The 16,707-nt window shown below is 46.9% G+C and carries 11 protein-coding genes; 4 read left to right on the forward strand and 7 right to left on the reverse strand.

What is annotated here, in order from left to right:
* Nucleotides 1-38 precede the first annotated feature (38 nt).
* From KOE27_RS20190 to KOE27_RS20215, 6 genes are all read right to left on the reverse strand, one after another.
* Nucleotides 39-953, reverse strand: coding sequence for a hydroxypyruvate isomerase family protein (locus KOE27_RS20190; protein ID WP_215240608.1), 915 nt, complete (start codon nt 951-953; stop codon nt 39-41).
* A 54-nt stretch (nt 954-1,007) separates the two neighbouring features.
* Nucleotides 1,008-4,178, reverse strand: coding sequence for a PVC-type heme-binding CxxCH protein (locus KOE27_RS20195; protein ID WP_215240609.1), 3,171 nt, complete (start codon nt 4,176-4,178; stop codon nt 1,008-1,010).
* A 37-nt stretch (nt 4,179-4,215) separates the two neighbouring features.
* The gene (locus tag KOE27_RS20200) at nt 4,216-6,006 is read right to left on the reverse strand and encodes a RagB/SusD family nutrient uptake outer membrane protein (RefSeq protein WP_215240610.1); all 1,791 of its coding nucleotides are present in this window, start codon (nt 6,004-6,006) and stop codon (nt 4,216-4,218) included.
* A 4-nt stretch (nt 6,007-6,010) separates the two neighbouring features.
* Nucleotides 6,011-9,406 carry a SusC/RagA family TonB-linked outer membrane protein gene (locus KOE27_RS20205; protein WP_229252850.1) on the reverse strand — a complete coding sequence of 1,132 codons (3,396 nt, stop codon included), beginning with the start codon at nt 9,404-9,406 and terminating at the stop codon, nt 6,011-6,013.
* Between the two features lie 151 nt (nt 9,407-9,557).
* On the reverse strand, nt 9,558-10,550 hold the full coding sequence (locus KOE27_RS20210; RefSeq protein WP_215240611.1) for a FecR family protein: 993 nt from the start codon (nt 10,548-10,550) through the stop codon (nt 9,558-9,560).
* Nucleotides 10,551-10,750: 200 nt separating this feature from the next.
* Nucleotides 10,751-11,323, reverse strand: coding sequence for an RNA polymerase sigma factor (locus tag KOE27_RS20215; RefSeq protein ID WP_215240612.1), 573 nt, complete (start codon nt 11,321-11,323; stop codon nt 10,751-10,753).
* Nucleotides 11,324-11,850: 527 nt separating this feature from the next.
* Here KOE27_RS20215 and KOE27_RS20220 point away from each other — a divergent pair.
* The 4 genes from KOE27_RS20220 (at nt 11,851) to KOE27_RS20235 (ending at nt 15,261) form a co-directional block, all read left to right on the forward strand.
* Nucleotides 11,851-13,125: a Glu/Leu/Phe/Val family dehydrogenase gene (locus KOE27_RS20220; RefSeq protein ID WP_215240613.1), complete on the forward strand. Its 1,275-nt coding sequence runs from the start codon at nt 11,851-11,853 to the stop codon at nt 13,123-13,125.
* 199 nt (nt 13,126-13,324) lie between these two features.
* On the forward strand, nt 13,325-14,410 hold the full coding sequence (locus tag KOE27_RS20225; RefSeq protein ID WP_215240614.1) for a sensor histidine kinase: 1,086 nt from the start codon (nt 13,325-13,327) through the stop codon (nt 14,408-14,410).
* A gap of 26 nt (nt 14,411-14,436) precedes the next feature.
* On the forward strand, nt 14,437-14,736 hold the full coding sequence (locus KOE27_RS20230) for a Dabb family protein (RefSeq protein WP_215240615.1): 300 nt from the start codon (nt 14,437-14,439) through the stop codon (nt 14,734-14,736).
* 225 nt (nt 14,737-14,961) lie between these two features.
* Nucleotides 14,962-15,261: a hypothetical protein gene (locus KOE27_RS20235; RefSeq protein WP_215240616.1), complete on the forward strand. Its 300-nt coding sequence runs from the start codon at nt 14,962-14,964 to the stop codon at nt 15,259-15,261.
* A gap of 70 nt (nt 15,262-15,331) precedes the next feature.
* Here KOE27_RS20235 and KOE27_RS20240 read toward each other — a convergent pair whose 3' ends face one another.
* Nucleotides 15,332-16,687: an alpha-L-fucosidase gene (locus tag KOE27_RS20240; RefSeq protein WP_215240617.1), complete on the reverse strand. Its 1,356-nt coding sequence runs from the start codon at nt 16,685-16,687 to the stop codon at nt 15,332-15,334.
* Nucleotides 16,688-16,707: the final 20 nt, after the last annotated feature.

Here is a 16,707-nt window from a genome sequence, read left to right on the forward strand (position 1 = left end):
TCCTTTTTTGTTACCAGCACGCATGTATCAAAAGGTTATCAGATAGGATCAATGGATCGATAGGCCTTTAACGCAGCCATTTCTCCTTCCAATCCTGGTCTTTTAATGCGGTGCTCCATACCAATGAAGCCTTCATAACCTTTATCGGCCACATGGCGTAGTACATTCTCGAAGTTTATCTCTCCTGTTGTCGGCTCAAACCTCCCCGGAGTGTCGCCGATCTGGAGGTAAGCGATTTCCTCCCATGCATAATCCAAAAGGGGAATTACATTGCCTTCTTCGATCTGCACATGATAAAAATCGAAAAGTATTTTCACGCTTCGACGAGCAACGGCCTTTGCCAGTAAATATGCCTGTGGTATTTCGTGGAGAAACATTCCCGGATGGTTGACCTTGCTATTCATTGTTTCCATCACCATAACAATGCCATGCGGTTCATAAATATCGGCGATCCTTTTCAGCAATTCAATAGCATTGACCATCTGAAAATCTTTTGGCAGCCTGGGATCAGCCATTCCCAGCACATTATGAATAAACTTTGTGTTCATCCGTTTCGCGATTTCAACAGAGGCCTTTACTTCACTCAATACCTGATCTCTATTTTCCTTGTTGTTTCCTGCAAAGGTTACCTCCTTGAAAGTAAGTGTTCCCACAAACTGGCCGAACTCCATCCCCAATCGCTGGATCGTCTTGCTGATCCGCTCTTGTTCCTGTACCGGCCTGTTTTTGAGCATCGTACTTTCCCAAGCGCGAAACCCTTGATCGTAGCCCCATTTGATCTGATCGACGGGATCCGTTCCGCCTGCTTTCGCGAATATGTTAAACTCGGGTGAAAACTTCATTTTAAATGGCTTCTCCGCCACTTTTGTACCCGATAAAACCTGAGTCCCTAATCCTGAAACCATTGCAGCGCCGACTGTCAGGCTTTTTTTAAGAAAAGTATTTCGTTTCATATCTTATATATTGACCAGCATGGAAATTTATTTTTACCGAATGGCTTAAAAAATCTAGCGTAAATAAGCCTTGTCTTTACTGGGATCCTGATCCTGCCCCATCAAAAAGGCCATCAGGTCGGCCATTTCCTGGACGGACAGCAGCTTATCCAAGCCCTGTGGCATCATCGACACGTCGGTTACCTTGGTTTCGATTATATCCTTTCTGGGAATACGAACCGTGGTGTTCGGGCCCGTTTTGAGCAACACCGCCTCAGGAGACTGTTCCTGAATCACACCTGCATATTCGTTGCTTTTGGTTTTAAACTGATAAGTCTCATACTCCCGTACGAAACTTGCATTTGGATAAATAATGGCTTCCAGCAAGTCATGGGCTGAGCGATCCTTTTGAATGGAGGTCAGGTCAGGTCCTAGTTTTCCGCCTTCCCCACCAATTGTGTGGCACCCCCAGCAGATTGCTTTGCTAAAGAAAAGCTGGCGTCCTTTTTCCAGGTTACCCTTTTTGATCTGGCTTTCCAGCGACTGAAGGTATTTCAGCCTGTCGGCCTGTACAAGATTGAGCTTCTGCAGCAATTCTTTCGCCACTGGTTTAACTTCATCAGGATAGTTTTCGAAAATGGCTTGCAGGCTGGCGCCGGTAAAGCTATCCAGCGTGGTCGAATTCATGAGGGTTGTTGCCAGCGCAAAGCCGATCTGAGCAGAATGCCTGCCTTTAAAAATACCAACCAGGCGCGGCAGGATAAAAGCATCTGCCCGGGGCAGGTAATCGGTGGCAACTTTGTATAGCTGATCTTCCGAAAGCTCCGCCTGGGATAGAACCGAAGCAGACTGCAAACGTACTGGTGCATCATTGTTACCTTCCAAACGGCCGTAAAGATAGGCGAAGTCCTTTTTGGACAACTTAGGTGAGGTTTCCAGCAAAATGGCTATCGCTTCCATACGCAGTTCGTCCGTATTTTTATCATTATCAGCAACCTGTTGCAGGATTGTGACAAGCGATTTAATACCCCCAAGCCGCACAAGTTCCAATGCAGCAGCTTTAACCTCGGTACTTTCACCTGTTAACAGCAGTTGAGCGATCCGATCAACCCATAGCTGAGGTACCGTCTTCGTCAGGCTTGCCCCCATCACTTGTAACAGAAACAGCTTCTGGTCCTTGGGTGCGTTGGCTACCTGTTCTGAAATAAATTCCTGAATCGCGGGATCTGTTCGCAGTGCAACCAGTATATCCCGGAAAGAATCTTTTTCACCATCTGTAAGCGCTCCCTTTTTCAAGCGCCTCGCCAGAAAAATCCGGATATCTTTAGACCACTCGGGATGGTGTGATGCCACCCACAATGCCGTGTGCTGGAGGCCCGCGTTTTTCGCAGACAACAGAGGAATCACCTGGGCAGCACGCAACGGTTTGCCGGGCATCTGATCAAGGGCAATCATTACCGCTTCTTGTACTTTGGGTGAAGGATCGACCAATCCTTTCTGAAGCTGTTCCGGGCGATTCAGCATAATCAGCGCGTAAATGACCGCATGACGGACGAAAGGATCCGAAGCCTTGGCCGAAGCCGCAATCAAAGCGGGCACAGCAGCCGGCGCACCAATCTGCCCTAATGCCGTAGCAGCCTGCCTGACCACAGCAGGTTCATTTTTCTGCACCAGTGCCATCAGCCTGGCAACTGCTTTGGAATCTTTGGCAAGTCCTGCGGAGCGGGACGCGGCAATACGTACCTGCAGGTCCGCATCGTTCAGCCCCAAACGCACACCCGCCATAGCCGCTTCTGTTCCAATCCTCGCAAGCGTAAAAACAGCCTTTGTACGTACATCGGCAACAGCAGACCTTTGCAGCATAGTTACTAATGGCCCCACTGCCTCATCGCCCCGTTCTACAATCCACTGAACTGCCCGGTCTGCCACATACGGGCGTGCATCTGCCAGATATGTCACAAGGCCAGTTACACCCAGCGAAGCCCAGTGAATGCTATTTCCGTATGGGTCTTTGGGTTTTGGCACACCATTTTTTCGTATCCGGTAAATGGCCCCCTTCAATTCGGGTTTGGAGACTTGCGACAAAGGACAACCTTTGATAAACCAGCCCCCTGTTTCAACAACCAACAGGCTACCGTCTGCATCTTCCAGCACATCGGTAGGGTGATAATCTTCCTTATCGGTCCACATGAAAATCTCGTCCTCCGTTCGGAAAGAAGCACCATCCCGGAACAACTTGTGCCGCAAAATACGATGCGTATTAAATTGAGCGCTAAAAAGATTGCCTTTAAAATCATCCCCGAAAGCATTGCTCCGGTAACGACCCAGACCCGACGGAGCAACCCGGGAATATTTGGAAACCACCGGCATTAGCTCGCCTGTGCGCACCAGGCTATCGCGGTCAATGTTCTTATTGGGTTTTGGATAAACACCGCCTTCTGTCCAGTAGACCAATGCATCCCGCTGCCCGGCTTTGGGGTCAGTAAAATATGTTTCAGTACCTATGGGCTCAGACGCCTCGGTGAAGGTCAGCTCAACCGGATTGTTCATACCTCCTGCCGATACCCACTGGAGCTGTGTTCCGTCAGGCTTTACCCGCCAAATCCTGGAGGTTTCACCACGGAGTCGCTTACCTTCCTTAGTTGTTACGTCAAACCCATTGATGGCGCTCGTGAGATAAAACCAGCCATCCGGTGCCATAAACGGACCGATCAGACTATTGGCGTTGACATTTAATGCCCAGCCCGACAGCATCACCTCCCTTTTATCACTGACACCATCACCATCCAGATCGGTCAGCTTCAGCAGGTCAGGGGCTGACGATACATACAGGCTACCTTTGTAAAAATAACCACCCTGGGGGAAACCGACTTTATCGGCAAAAATTGTGCTTTTGTCATACACGCCATCACCGTTTTTATCCTCCAGCAGATTTACTCTGAATTTGGGATCGGTCAGCGCGTCCCGCGTCTTGTCGTATACATTGCCGGTGGACTCAAAGAGGAACAACCGGCCTGTTTCATCCGTATAACCAAACATAGGGTATGCTACCAGGCTGGAATCGGCAACAACTTCCACTGTATACCCCTCCGGCACATGGATGTTATCGGCAAGCTTTGCCGATCTTCTGATGGAGGACGAGCTGAGCAGCACCATTGCCAAGCAGGAAAGCACATATCCGCTGAAACGCATATAGGAATTTATCTTTATAGACCTGAAATTAGCCACTCTGCCATTTTTTTTCATTCCTCGGTATTGTTAGATTTAGTATGAGTTATTGGTTTCAGTATCCCGGATTTTGGATCAATAATTTGTTTTTGTTGATCTCGTCCCGCATAATCGGGAAGAAGTAAGCTTTGTCATTCCAGGCACTTTTTTGAACCACGATCGGCTTGATCGTCGGAATGGTGGCAGTGGTTTTGTCTGGATTGAGCTTGTAGACAATATTGACACCGGTAAAAGCAACGTAGGATTCAGGAGCGATGAGCCACCTTCTGACATCATAAAATCGGTGATCTTCGATAGCCAGCTCAATGCGTCGCTCATTCCGATAGCGTGCTTTAAGCGCCGCACCTGACTCGGTGACAGCAGGCATAGCAGCCCTTTTCCGGATCATATTAATATATTTCCTGGCCTCTTCGTCCTGGTTTAGCTCTATGCAGGCCTCTGCATAATTCAGAAGCACTTCTCCGAAACGGATGTAGCGTAACGGTACCCCCTGCCCCGAATATTGCCCATCAATGGCAGGATCGATCAGCTTCCGCAGGTAATAACCTGTGTATCCCGCATTGAAGTTTTCAATAGGGCTGTTTCGGGTATCCAAACCTGGGACAATAACGACCGCGCCTTTCGCTGCATCCCATTTTTCCCATGAGCCGGTCTGTATTACCCCTTCCGGTTCCAGTGGCAAAACGTCCGGGGGGCGGGGTTTCCATGTGGCACCATTGTACAATATATCGGCATAAAAGCGCGGATCCCGATTTAAGTAAGGCTGAGCAGCGTGGGCTGGATTGGTCCAACTGAACCTGGTACCGTCGGCCATTTCAAAGTCGTCTACCAGCTCACCAGACGGGGTATCTTCACCATAAAGGTGGTAGCCATTTGGTCCTGCTACCTGGGACAGATTGTTCTGTCTTGTTTCCGGCCTAAAAAACCTGACAAAAATATCTTCCTCCGTTTGTTTGACGATAAACATATTCGTCAGGTTCTGGATGGCGTCTTCTTTGGAAGATGGCAAAGGTTTGTAGAGGCCATAAGCTCCCAAGTCAATCACTGCCTTTGCTGCATCTTTGGCTGCCTGCCACCTGGCGTTTTGATTTCCGTCCACATACCCCAAAAGTTCAGGATTTGTAAAACCTGCCGCCACAGGTTTGTTGTGCAGATAACTAGCCGCATACAACAACACCCGAGCCTTCAGCGCCAATGCCGCCCCCTTGGTAACCCTGCCCAGATCGTCGCCAGACTGTACCATAGGCAAAAGTGAGGCTGCCTTATCCAGATCACCGACAATGAACTGGATGCATTCTGCATACGTGCTTCGTTTGATCTCCAGATCATCGCTCAGCCCATACACTTTGGTCACAATGGGAACACCTCCGTATAAGCTCACAAGTTGCTGGTAGAAATATGCCCGCAAAAAATACACTTCTCCGCTCATGCGGTCCTTTAGTGCTTTATCGGCAGCAAAAGCTGCATCAAGCTGTTGCTGTGCGTCCTTTTCAAGAAAGAGATTGCAGTAGCGTACGCTTTTGTAAAGCTTTGTCCATTCTTCATGGTTCCAACCGGCTAGGTTGTCGGAAGTCAGCAAGCTATTATTAAATTCGAAAAAGCTGTACCATTGGTCATGCATTTCATCTACGAACTGTCCTTTGAGAATACCGTCACCACCATTAAAAGAATTGTCAACGCTTAAATAAATGCTGTTTATAAATGCCTCGATCAGCGCCGGATCATTCCAGGTGTCAATTTCAGTAAATTCGCTTAATGGTTTGGTTTCTAGCAGATCGTCCTGGCATGACACCAGCAGGAATAACAGCAGAAAAACGAGTTTGTGGAAATTTCTAATTGTGTTCATATAGCTAGAAATTAATATCAATACCCAGATTGAAAAGTTTGTTGGATGGATACGAGAAGCCGGTGGTCTCAGGATCAAAGCTCTTGAGCTTGTCGATGGTCAGCAGGTTGGCGCCACTAGCGTAAATACGCATGCTGGCCAACCCCAGTTTGCGGGTAATCAGGGGCGAAACCTGATAACCGATCACCACGTTTTTAAGCCTGACGTAGTCGTTATTCCGAACCCAATAGGTATTGTTGATTTTGGCCCAATATTCCTCTGTGGTGCTCCATGTCCTCGGTTTACTGGCATCAGGGTTCTCCGCTGTCCACCGTCCGTCGGCATCCTCTGCCAGAAAGTTGCCAAAGTTGCCCGAGTTTGTAAAATAGGGCCTTGCCGCACCCGCAGCACCCTGGAAAAGAATATCAGCATAAAATGCTTTGTAGCGCAAATTCAAGCTCAGTCCACCGGTGAAAGTCGGGAGGTCAGTCTTATCACTTCTGACCATATCCTGCCCGTTGATCTCTCCGTCTCCGTTGACATCTTTAAAGATAATGTCTCCCGCTCTTGCATTGGCCCAGTGCGGATAGTTGTCCACCGCAGCCTGGTCTTTAAAAATGCCAATGGCCTGATAGTACAAAGCAGAGTTCATCGGATGCCCGGTAGATCGCTGGTATTCGGGCACACCTGGGGTTTCGTCCCAGAAGTGTATCCTATTTTTCTGATGACTCCCGTTGAGGGATATTCCATATTCAAAATCTCCTGCTTTTTGGTTATAACCCAGCTCAAACTCAAAACCCTGGTTGATTACCTCCCCTATATTTTCACGGGGAAGGGTGAGCCCCGAGCTGGTTGGCACAGATGCATTTCTGTACCATAAAATATTATTGCGAAAATTGTAAAAATAGTCAGCCGAAAACCTAAATGCCCCATTCAGCAGTTCCCCTTCCACACCCACGTTTGACTGATTGGCAACCTCCCAGGTTACATTGGGATTGGCTATGCGGAGTTCAGGCAGTGTTTTATTTTCTACATCTTCATTGAAAACATAATTTGTTCCGAAACCATAGCTGGACAGATACTGATAAGGTGTAATACGGTCATTGCCCAGTTTGCCCCACGATCCCCGCACTTTCAGGTAGTTGATCAGCTTGATCTTTTCCTTCCAGAATTTTTCCTCGCTCACTTGCCAGCCCAGGGAAAGGCCGGGGAAAAAGCCATATCGCTTTGATTCGGGAAAAATGTAGGATCCATCATATCGGAACACGAATTCGGCCAGATATCTTCCATGAAAGTTGTAATTGACACGCCCAAAATAATTTTTCCTTGCGCTTTCCGATGCCGATCCGCTGTTGTTTTTTTCCTGGTCGCCGCCGGCATAAAGCTGATCCACCGACGCAGTGATGAAGTAGCGTCGGTATGCAGCAAAGGTTGACGTATCACCTTCCATTCTCTCAACACCCGCCAGTATATTGATGTGATGCGCGCTGCCGATCTGCTTTTCGTAATTGAGTAGTGCGTTAAGCGTTGAACGGTTCGTATTCATGGTGTTCTGCGTAAGTCTGGGCTCCGAATATCCGCGCTGCCCTCTCACCAAAACGGGCTGGTTTTGGGCATCGACGGTCTGTCCATCCCATGTATAGAGATACCAGGGTGTCTGCCAGACTTTCCCATTAATGAAAGTTTTATCAAATGAGACATTCGTTGTCAGCGACAATCCCTTTATCCATGGATTGGTAATGTTCAACCGTACATTACTCTGCATGATATACGACTTTGACTTGTTATATCCCGTGTCATCTGTGACCAGTACCACTGGATTTTCCCCTCGCTCAATGTCGGGCCCTGGAAGACCGTTGGGCCAGTAGGCAATCATGGTAGGCTTGCTCTTAAAAAGCGTATTAAAAATAGTACCTACAGAAGCGCTGGGATAATTTCTATCCTCCTGCCTGCCTGCCAGGTCCACGCCTAAACTCACATAGTTACTGAGCTTGCCGTCAAGGTTAACGCGGAAATCTGCCTGTGAATAATTCGTTGCGGAATGCCTGTAAATGGCATCCTGGTACTTATACCCTGCCGATACAAAATATCGGATACTTTCTGAGCCTCCCCTTACGGACACATTGGCAATACGCTGCTGCGAAGAGGGCTTAAAAACACTCTTGAACCAGTCGGTATTCGGGTATCGGAGCGGGTCGGAACCATCACGGAATTTCTGAAGTTCGTCGGCCGTATAAATGGGTTGCCGGTCGCGGTACAGGCTGATTTCATTCAGCATCTGGCCATAGGTGGCGGCATCGGCAGTCTTCGGAATGACGGTTGGTTTACTCCAAGCCTGGTTGAATGTTACATTTACCTTGGGTTTTCCATCTACACCCCGTTTGGTAGTGATCAGGATAACGCCGTTAGCCGCTTGCGCGCCATAAATAGCTGCGGAAGCATCCTTCAAAATTGTAAGACTCTCAATATCAGTTGGATTAAGCCCCTCCATGGTACGGTTGGCAATACCGTCAATGACAATGAGCGGTGAATTGTTACCTAAGGTATTTGAGCCCCTGATCCGTAAAGTGGTACCATCATTGCCTGGCTCTCCTGAACGTGTTACAGCAACAAGGCCCGGAAGACGCCCGGCCAGGGAATTGGTAATATTCAGTGCAGGAACCTGCTGAAGCGTTTTTCCCTCAACCGAGCTGATGGAACCTGTAATAGTTGCCTTCTTCTGCGTTCCGTAGCCCACCACAACTACTTCTTGTAATGCCTTGGTGTCGGCCTTTAAAATGACTTCGAGCATCCCCCTGTTGCCAGGTATTATTTCCTGGCTCTGATAACCTACAAAACTGAATATGAGCACACTGGACTCATCCGTTATGGCTATCTGAAAATTCCCATCCGTGTTGGTCGTTGTTCCCTGAGTCGAACCTTTCAGGACCACACTGACGCCAGGCAAAGGTTCGCCATTTTCATCTGTCACTTTCCCACTCACCGGTGGTCGAAGTACGGGGATCTCCTGAACGGGTGGCAGCCTGTCTCTCAGAATGATCGTTTTCCCCTCCTGACGAAAATCGAAACGGGTATTAGCCAGTATCAATTCCAAAGTTTTGTGAATAGTTCTGGTCTCTCTTTTTAAACTGATACCTCTATACGGCGCTATTTTGGGAGAGAGATAAAAAATATTATAGCCTGATTCGCTCTGAAGTTTTTCAAGAGCTTCCTTGAGCGAAACGTTTTTAAGTTCGATTGTAACATGGCTCTGCCTGATGTCCTGCGCGTCGCTGACATTCGCCCACAGGAGCTGGGCAGTAACCAGAATAATGGTGCAACAATAAAAGCTGATTTTCATAAGATGGAGAAAACTAGCCCGTACCCTGACCTGCCAGGAAATAGGGAATACCCAGCTCGCAAAAGCTAAAATTTTTTGCATACTTTTGTTATGTTTAAAAAGTTGGTTTTGATTTTTTGAACAAGAACTCCTCATCGCTGTCCAAGGCCGGGGAGTTTTTTTGTTTCAAAATGGCTGCATCACGGCGCCCTGCCGCAATTTTGGTTGTCAAAGGTCATATTGTTCGGTAGTGTTAGTGGCATTTTTCTCCGTCAATCAGCAACTCATCGCCGTTGAAAGTATATGTGGTATTGCTTGTGGCCGACAAAATCCTGAATACTTCCTCAATGGTCTCTGTACCGGAAAAACGCCCGGTGATGGTGCATTGCTTCAGCAATGGATTTTTGAACCCTATTTTAACGCCATAGCGCTTTCCAAGCTGTTCGGCCAATTCACCAAAAGGTCGTGCATCAAAAGTCATGTCGGTCTGCGCCCAGGCAACTGTCTTGTTGGCTTCCACGATTTTAGCACCGGAAAGCTGTGTATCCGTATTAAAAACAATCTGTTTATTTTCAGTCAGGATAGCCAGGAGTTTTTGATCATTTTCAACCTTTACCTTCCCGCGGTTGACCGTAACCACAACTTCCTTCTGCCCCTCCCATGCCTGAATATTGAATGCAGTACCCAGAACAGTGGTTTTTACATTTCCCGTTTTGATCACAAAAGGCTTATCCCCCCCTTCACCCGATGCGAGATGCACCACATCGAAATAGGCCTCACCCGACAAAGTCACTTCGCGCCTGTTTAAATTAAAATCTTTGCTATAAGTCAGCGTGCTTTTCCCATGAAGCAAAACCGTACTGCCATCCGGCAGTGTGATGAAACGGTTGGCATTGTTTGCCTGCCCCGCTGCCACCGCTACCGATTGATCTTTCGAACTGAAATTCCCTCGTAAAAAATAAAGCCCGCCCATGAGGGCAGTAAGGCCGATAAAAACAGCAGCTGCTTTGAAATACCATGCTGAGAGAAAAGTTACGGGAGTCTTTTCTTTTGCCTCCAGCCGTTGCCAAATACGATTTTTCATCCTGTTTTCCAGTGATGAAAGATATTCTTTGTCCAACTGGCCGGTTACATCAGGTTCGTCCTGAAAAAGCTGGTAATAGTATTCCACCGCCCGGGTTTCCTCCGCAGTGGCAGCCCCCGAAAGGTACTTATTCACCAGAATCCTGAATTCCTCTTTGTTCATATCAGCCCCGAATTACATGCTTTAATTATACAGTATATAAATCCGGGAAAATCTCCTATCCGACCAGTCATTTTTTTATTTTTCAAACGCGGCTGGTACTGTCCATCCAGCAAATAGCAGGATAAACGTACGATTTAACCCAACGTCATTCGCCTGAAACAGGAGCTATACCGGAAATACCCGGGGGGCTGAGGTACCCGTTATTGAAAGAGGAAAATCAGGAAAACCGTCAATAATTTTGAGATCGAAGATCTCAAGCTGCTTTGCGACCCATTAAGCTGATTCTGAACCGTTTTCTGGGAGATTTTAAGTTCTTCGCTGATTTCGCGGGTGGACATTTGCTCCAGATAACGCAACCGGAAGATCTCACGGCGCTTCTCAGGCTGATGGCTTAACCACAACTGTACCGCAGCAATCAGATCCTTTTCAAAACAGCCTGAATCCGCACCTTCCGGGCATTGAATGTAATCCAACGGTTCTTCAAAGTAGGGCAGTTTCTTGTTTTTATTGTAAATCATAAAAACCTGATAACGGACCGCTGTCATTAGATATGATTGCAGGTGACCGATTTCCTTGCGGTCCCTTGACGCCCAAAGGTCAATAAAAATATCCTGAACAACTTCTTCACTAAGCTCGGAATCATGCAACCTTCTGAACGCTTCGTTGTAGAGCCTTTTCCAGTACCTGTTGTAAATTTCGTCAAATGCCGCCTCTGAACCTTGCAAAAGCAAGGAATTCAACTCATCATCGGAGAAGTTCAGGTAGGGCCGCATGCTTTTTATATATGTGAGTCGAATATAATCAGAATTAATGGCTACATAAAATTTGAAATAACAAAGTGCCCATCGCCAGATATATGCGTGCCAGCTGGTAACCTCGGGATTTATGGCATATTTTTATTTGATAGAGATTAAATAGAATTCGATCCTGACACTGCATTCCAACAAAATTCAAAAATAGGTTGTGAACCTTAAATAAAGTTGTGGCATGCCGAAACACTCAACTATAGAACACCAGAAATGAATTTCCGGGGTCCGCAGGATGAATGCGTACACCTGCCCATACGGCTTAATTTTTTTCATTTTAAACCAGCAAGAGAATCCTCTGTTTTATTTGGTGAATTGGCAAGGTACAATATATCATTTCAGAGATCACGGGTTGCGTAGAACAATCTACCAAAGGTATTTTTGTTACTATTTCAAGATAAACTAGATTTTTGCTTTTATAAGAACAAATACCGTATGTTTACGCTATAATAATTAACGTTTTCATTAACAATCTTAATATCAGATAATTAACAATGTCCTATATAGAACCGGCGCCCATTAAGGATAAGGAAAATCCTTTGGAGTCAATGATGCAGCGTTTCGATAAAGCAGTGGAAATTCTTGGCATTTCGGAAGAGATGTACCACATCCTGAAAGTTCCCCGCAAGCAGGTTATTGTGGGCCTTCCCGTCACCATGGACTCAGGAGAAATAAAAACTTTTGAGGGTTACAGGGTTATTCACTCCACCATACTGGGGCCCAGCAAGGGAGGTATCCGTTTTGATCCCGAAGTAAGCCTGGATGAAGTACGTGCCCTGGCTGCCTGGATGACCTGGAAGTGCGCCGTTGTGGATATTCCCTACGGAGGCGCAAAAGGGGGTGTGGCCTGTAACCCTCGTGAAATGTCTGCCGGGGAAATCGAACGGCTGATGCGTGCCTATACTACGGCCATGCTGGATGTTTTCGGCCCGGACCAGGATATTCCTGCGCCCGACATGGGTACCGGCCCCAGAGAAATGGCCTGGCTGATGGACGAATACTCCAAGTCAAAAGGGATGACAATACCAGCGGTTGTTACGGGCAAACCCTTGGTTTTGGGCGGATCGCTCGGCAGAACGGAGGCTACCGGCCGCGGGGTGATGGTATCGGCCCTGGCTGGTATGGAAAAGCTGAGGATCAATCCTTACCGTGCTTCTGCGGTGGTACAGGGCTTCGGAAATGTTGGCTCGCATGCCGCGGCACTATTGCGGGAACGGGGCGTTGCCATTCATGCCATAAGCGACATTTCCGGTGCTTATCATAATGACAAAGGTATCGACGTGGATGCCGCCATTGCATACCGCGACCAGCACGAAGGCTCACTGGAGGGCTTTGCGGGAGCGGAGCGGATTTCCGGGGACGAGATTTTTACGATCCCGGTGGACGTGCTGGTACCAGCCGCCAAGGAAGATGTAATCACCCGCAAGAATGTGGAAGGTATTCAGGCGCGGATGATTGTGGAAGGTGCCAACGGCCCAACCTCTGCAAAAGCCGACCACATCATTAATGAGAAGGGCATCATGGTTGTGCCGGACATTCTGGCCAATGCCGGGGGTGTGACGGTGTCTTACTTTGAATGGGTTCAAAACAGGATCGGGTACAAATGGACGCTGGAAAGGGTGAACCGCCGCACCGACCGGATCATGAAGGATTCATTTGACAAGGTATATGAAACATCCCTTAAGCATAAGGTATCACTTCGCATTGCGGCATACATTGTTGCCATTGACAAAGTAGCCAGCACCTACAAGTACCGCGGAGGATTCTGATCCTGCTTATTAAAGAAGGAGAAAACCACCCCTGCTCCTTCTTTAATTTTTAACCGTATCAGCCCATCTGTATTAAGAAAATGTTACCAGGTTTATTTCCTGCCTGCGATGTGCTAATTTTGAGTTAAAATTAACCCGGTTCCAGCTGTTTATCAGTCTGGTGAAAAAGATCGGATTATCGCAAGTACAAACGACACCCATGTCTCTCAGCCCACGTTTTATAGCCCTCATACTGGCACTACTAATCTCCCTGATCACCACCTCTTTTCTGGCATTTGTGGAGGGGGTAAGTACCGGAATGCTCTTTGTTTCGGCCAGCGCCAGTTTCATCTCATCCTTTTTCCTTGTCCTGTATACGGTTGATATCCTGGTTTTCAGGGAAGTCAATAAAATGTACCGTACCATACACAAGTTAAAAATGAAGGATTTTAATATGGCACCGCGAAAACGGTTGATCAAGGAATCAAATCCGCTTAAAACGATCAACGACGAAATATTTGTGTACGTTTCCAAAAAGCAGAAGGAAATCGATGAACTGAAGAAACTGGAACTTTTCCGGAGAGAATTCCTTGCCGACGTTTCACACGAATTTAAAACACCCATTTTCGCAGCCCAGGGGTTTATCCATACCCTGCTGGACGGTGCAATGGAAGATGAGTCGGTCCGGGAACGTTTTCTAAGGAAAGCTGCCAAAAATCTGGACAGTCTTGATGTACTCGTAAAAGATCTTTTGGTACTGTCACAAATGGAAACCGGAGATATAAAGATGAACTTTGCACCGGTAGATCTCCACCTCATGACGCTTAATATCTTCGGTCGGCTGGAAAATATTGCCGCTGACCGCAATGTGACGCTGCGCGTAAAACCCGATAATACCAAAGCCTGGGTGATGGCCGATCAGGATCGCATAGAGCAGGTAATGCTGAACCTTATCGAAAATGCCATTAAATATGGGAACGAAGGCGGAAAGGTGATTGTCCATTTCGATGAAAGCAAGAAAAATATCGAAATTTCAGTCAGAGATAACGGTCCGGGAATACCTCAGGAGCATATTAACCGTATATTCGAAAGGTTTTACAGAGTGGATAAAAGCCGCTCAAAAGAACGCGGCGGAACAGGACTTGGCCTGGCGATTGTGAAACATATCATCAATGCACATGATACCAAAATAGCTGTTATGTCCAAGCCTGACAAGGGAACAACGTTTTCTTTCAAACTTGAAAAAGCCAATATCGACCCGCCCGTAAATATCATGGAGCAGCAGATACCCGAAACAAGTCAATAATTAATCATTTATATCTAACAATTACTATGTTCATTCATAATGTATTTTTCTGGTTAAAGGAAAAAGATAACGAAGAAGCGAAACAAGCGCTTCTCGCCGGCCTCAAAACACTGGAAGGAATTGAATCCATACAAACAGTATATATTGGTACTGCTGCAGCAACCCGCCGTCCTGTGATTGATGCAACTTATGATTTTGCCGAAATCCTGATTTTTGAAGACGAGGCAGCACATGATATTTATCAGGTCCATGAGCTCCATAAAAAGTTTGTAGAAACCTGTTCACACCTGTGGGAAAAGGTGCTGATCTATGATGTGGAAGCCTGATTAACATCATTAACATTTGTCCACATCTTATCCACATTCTTAGTGTGGATTAATGTGGACAAAATGTTAATTTACTGCATATTAATCAATTAACACGAAATAGTTATCAACGATATGTGGATAACTATTTAATTTCTCCTCCAAACTCCCCTATCACCCCCTGCTGCCGGGGCACTATTCTTGTATAGCTTTCGTTTTGATTATTGAAACAAACCAGAATATGCCATGGGGAAGAATCGAATCATAACAGGAATTGCAGGAGTGCTGGTTGCGGCAATTGCTTTATCATCCTGCGTACACAGTACCTACTACCGTGATGCCGACTATGGATACCGCTATGGGCATGGACACAGATATTACGTAGCTCCGCCGCCGCCAAGGGTGGTAGTGGTACGGCCATCTCCACCGCCAAGAAGAGTTATTCATGCAGACAGATACAGGTCCAGCAGACATGATGACCGGCATTTCAGAAAAAATAACAACCGGCAATACGGACGGAGTGAGAGAACCCGCGGACCAAGATAATCCCACACAATAAATCCAAACGGCCCGGAACGCGCTAAGCATTTCCGGGCCGTTTATTATTTTACCTTATTTATTTGGCACCGTCAATTCCCGACTGCGATGTCTTATCTTTTACCGGTGGCTTAAATTTGGCATTTTCTATCTTCAGCACCACTGCATTGGGCCATCTCCTGTTGGTGTAAAATCGTTGGCCATTCACAGCGCTTACGGCCAGTCCAAGCGGAGTCGGGGCAATTTTTACAGAAGCGTCAAAATGATTGACATATTCCACCAGTTCACTTTTATAACCCAGGATACTCACCTTCGTCCTGGCATTCCCCTCAATCAGCGGAAACAGAAAATCTCTCCGCTGGCCGTACTTCCACTCTTCGGGTTCCTTTCTGGTGACGTAGGCATAGATATACTTCTCGTCGTTAGACTGTGTGAACCAGATATTCTTGTCACGTATCAGCGGCAGCGGCTTCACAGCATAAATAGACTCGCTATTGGCAAAATTCCAAAGCGCAATCTCACGTAACAGGCTTTCCTGCTCAATCTGTATTTCCCCGTTAGGTTTGGGTCCCACGTTCAGCAAAAAATTCCCGCCCTTTGCCCTGATCTCAATCAGCATGTTGATAATTTCAGTGCCGGATTTGTGCGGATCGTTTGTAGGCTTATACTGCCAGTCGGTACCCATTGTATAACAGGCTTCCCACGGCCTTGGCAGAGCCTGGTCGGGGATGTTCTGCTCAGGAGTATTCATGGCATCCCGCGTGATGACCAGGTCGGACTGAAGGCTCCATGCGTACTCACGTAAACCGTCACCGGGGCCATCAAAAAACATGATATCAATTTTACCGTAATTTGTCAGCAGTTCTTTGATCTGCTGCTTGTCATAATCCATCAGTTTTGGATTATTCATGGGGTATTGCCTTGGGTCCTGCAGACGGCCCAAAGGGATGTTATTCTGACTAAAAAACAAAAAATCCTCTGGAGAGAAATACAGCCCCACGGCTATCCCCTGCTTCCTGAACGCATCAACAATTTCCTTTGTTACGTCTCTTTTAAAGGGAGTATTCATGACATTAAAGGAAGTGGACTTTGTATCAAACATACAAAAGCCGGAATGGTGCTTGGTTGTAAAAACAACATATTTCATCCCCGCCAGGCGCGCAAGCGTCGCCCACTCTTCCGGATCAAACTTCTTGGGATTAAAAAATGAGGGCAGTTCCTTTACATATCGGGCAACGTATTCATCAGAAGCTCCTGCCAGCGAATGGCTGATCACCGCCCCCAGGCTAACATCAACATTCCAATGGATAAACATGCCAAAACCCAGGTCCTGAAACCATTTCACGCGCTCAGGATTATTGGCTTTTTGCTGGGCAATTGCGGCACAGGAACAGCAGCAAATAAAAAATAATAGGACAAATCTTCGGATGGTCATTATAAAATCGACTTTGTTAT

The organism is Dyadobacter sp. CECT 9275, assembly GCF_907164905.1.
Lineage (GTDB): Bacteria > Bacteroidota > Bacteroidia > Cytophagales > Spirosomataceae > Dyadobacter > Dyadobacter helix.

What these genes read in the sequence shown, in the direction of transcription:
- KOE27_RS20190 (WP_215240608.1), bottom strand. Translation starts at nt 953, where the DNA reads ATGAAACGAAATACTTTTCTTAAAAAAAGCCTGACAGTCGGCGCTGCA.
- KOE27_RS20195 (WP_215240609.1), bottom strand. Translation starts at nt 4,178, where the DNA reads ATGAAAAAAAATGGCAGAGTGGCTAATTTCAGGTCTATAAAGATAAAT.
- KOE27_RS20200 (WP_215240610.1), bottom strand. Translation starts at nt 6,006, where the DNA reads ATGAACACAATTAGAAATTTCCACAAACTCGTTTTTCTGCTGTTATTC.
- KOE27_RS20205 (WP_229252850.1), bottom strand. Translation starts at nt 9,406, where the DNA reads ATGCAAAAAATTTTAGCTTTTGCGAGCTGGGTATTCCCTATTTCCTGG.
- KOE27_RS20210 (WP_215240611.1), bottom strand. Translation starts at nt 10,550, where the DNA reads ATGAACAAAGAGGAATTCAGGATTCTGGTGAATAAGTACCTTTCGGGG.
- KOE27_RS20215 (WP_215240612.1), bottom strand. Translation starts at nt 11,323, where the DNA reads ATGCGGCCCTACCTGAACTTCTCCGATGATGAGTTGAATTCCTTGCTT.
- KOE27_RS20220 (WP_215240613.1), top strand. Translation starts at nt 11,851, where the DNA reads ATGTCCTATATAGAACCGGCGCCCATTAAGGATAAGGAAAATCCTTTG.
- KOE27_RS20225 (WP_215240614.1), top strand. Translation starts at nt 13,325, where the DNA reads ATGTCTCTCAGCCCACGTTTTATAGCCCTCATACTGGCACTACTAATC.
- KOE27_RS20230 (WP_215240615.1), top strand. Translation starts at nt 14,437, where the DNA reads ATGTTCATTCATAATGTATTTTTCTGGTTAAAGGAAAAAGATAACGAA.
- KOE27_RS20235 (WP_215240616.1), top strand. Translation starts at nt 14,962, where the DNA reads ATGGGGAAGAATCGAATCATAACAGGAATTGCAGGAGTGCTGGTTGCG.
- KOE27_RS20240 (WP_215240617.1), bottom strand. Translation starts at nt 16,687, where the DNA reads ATGACCATCCGAAGATTTGTCCTATTATTTTTTATTTGCTGCTGTTCC.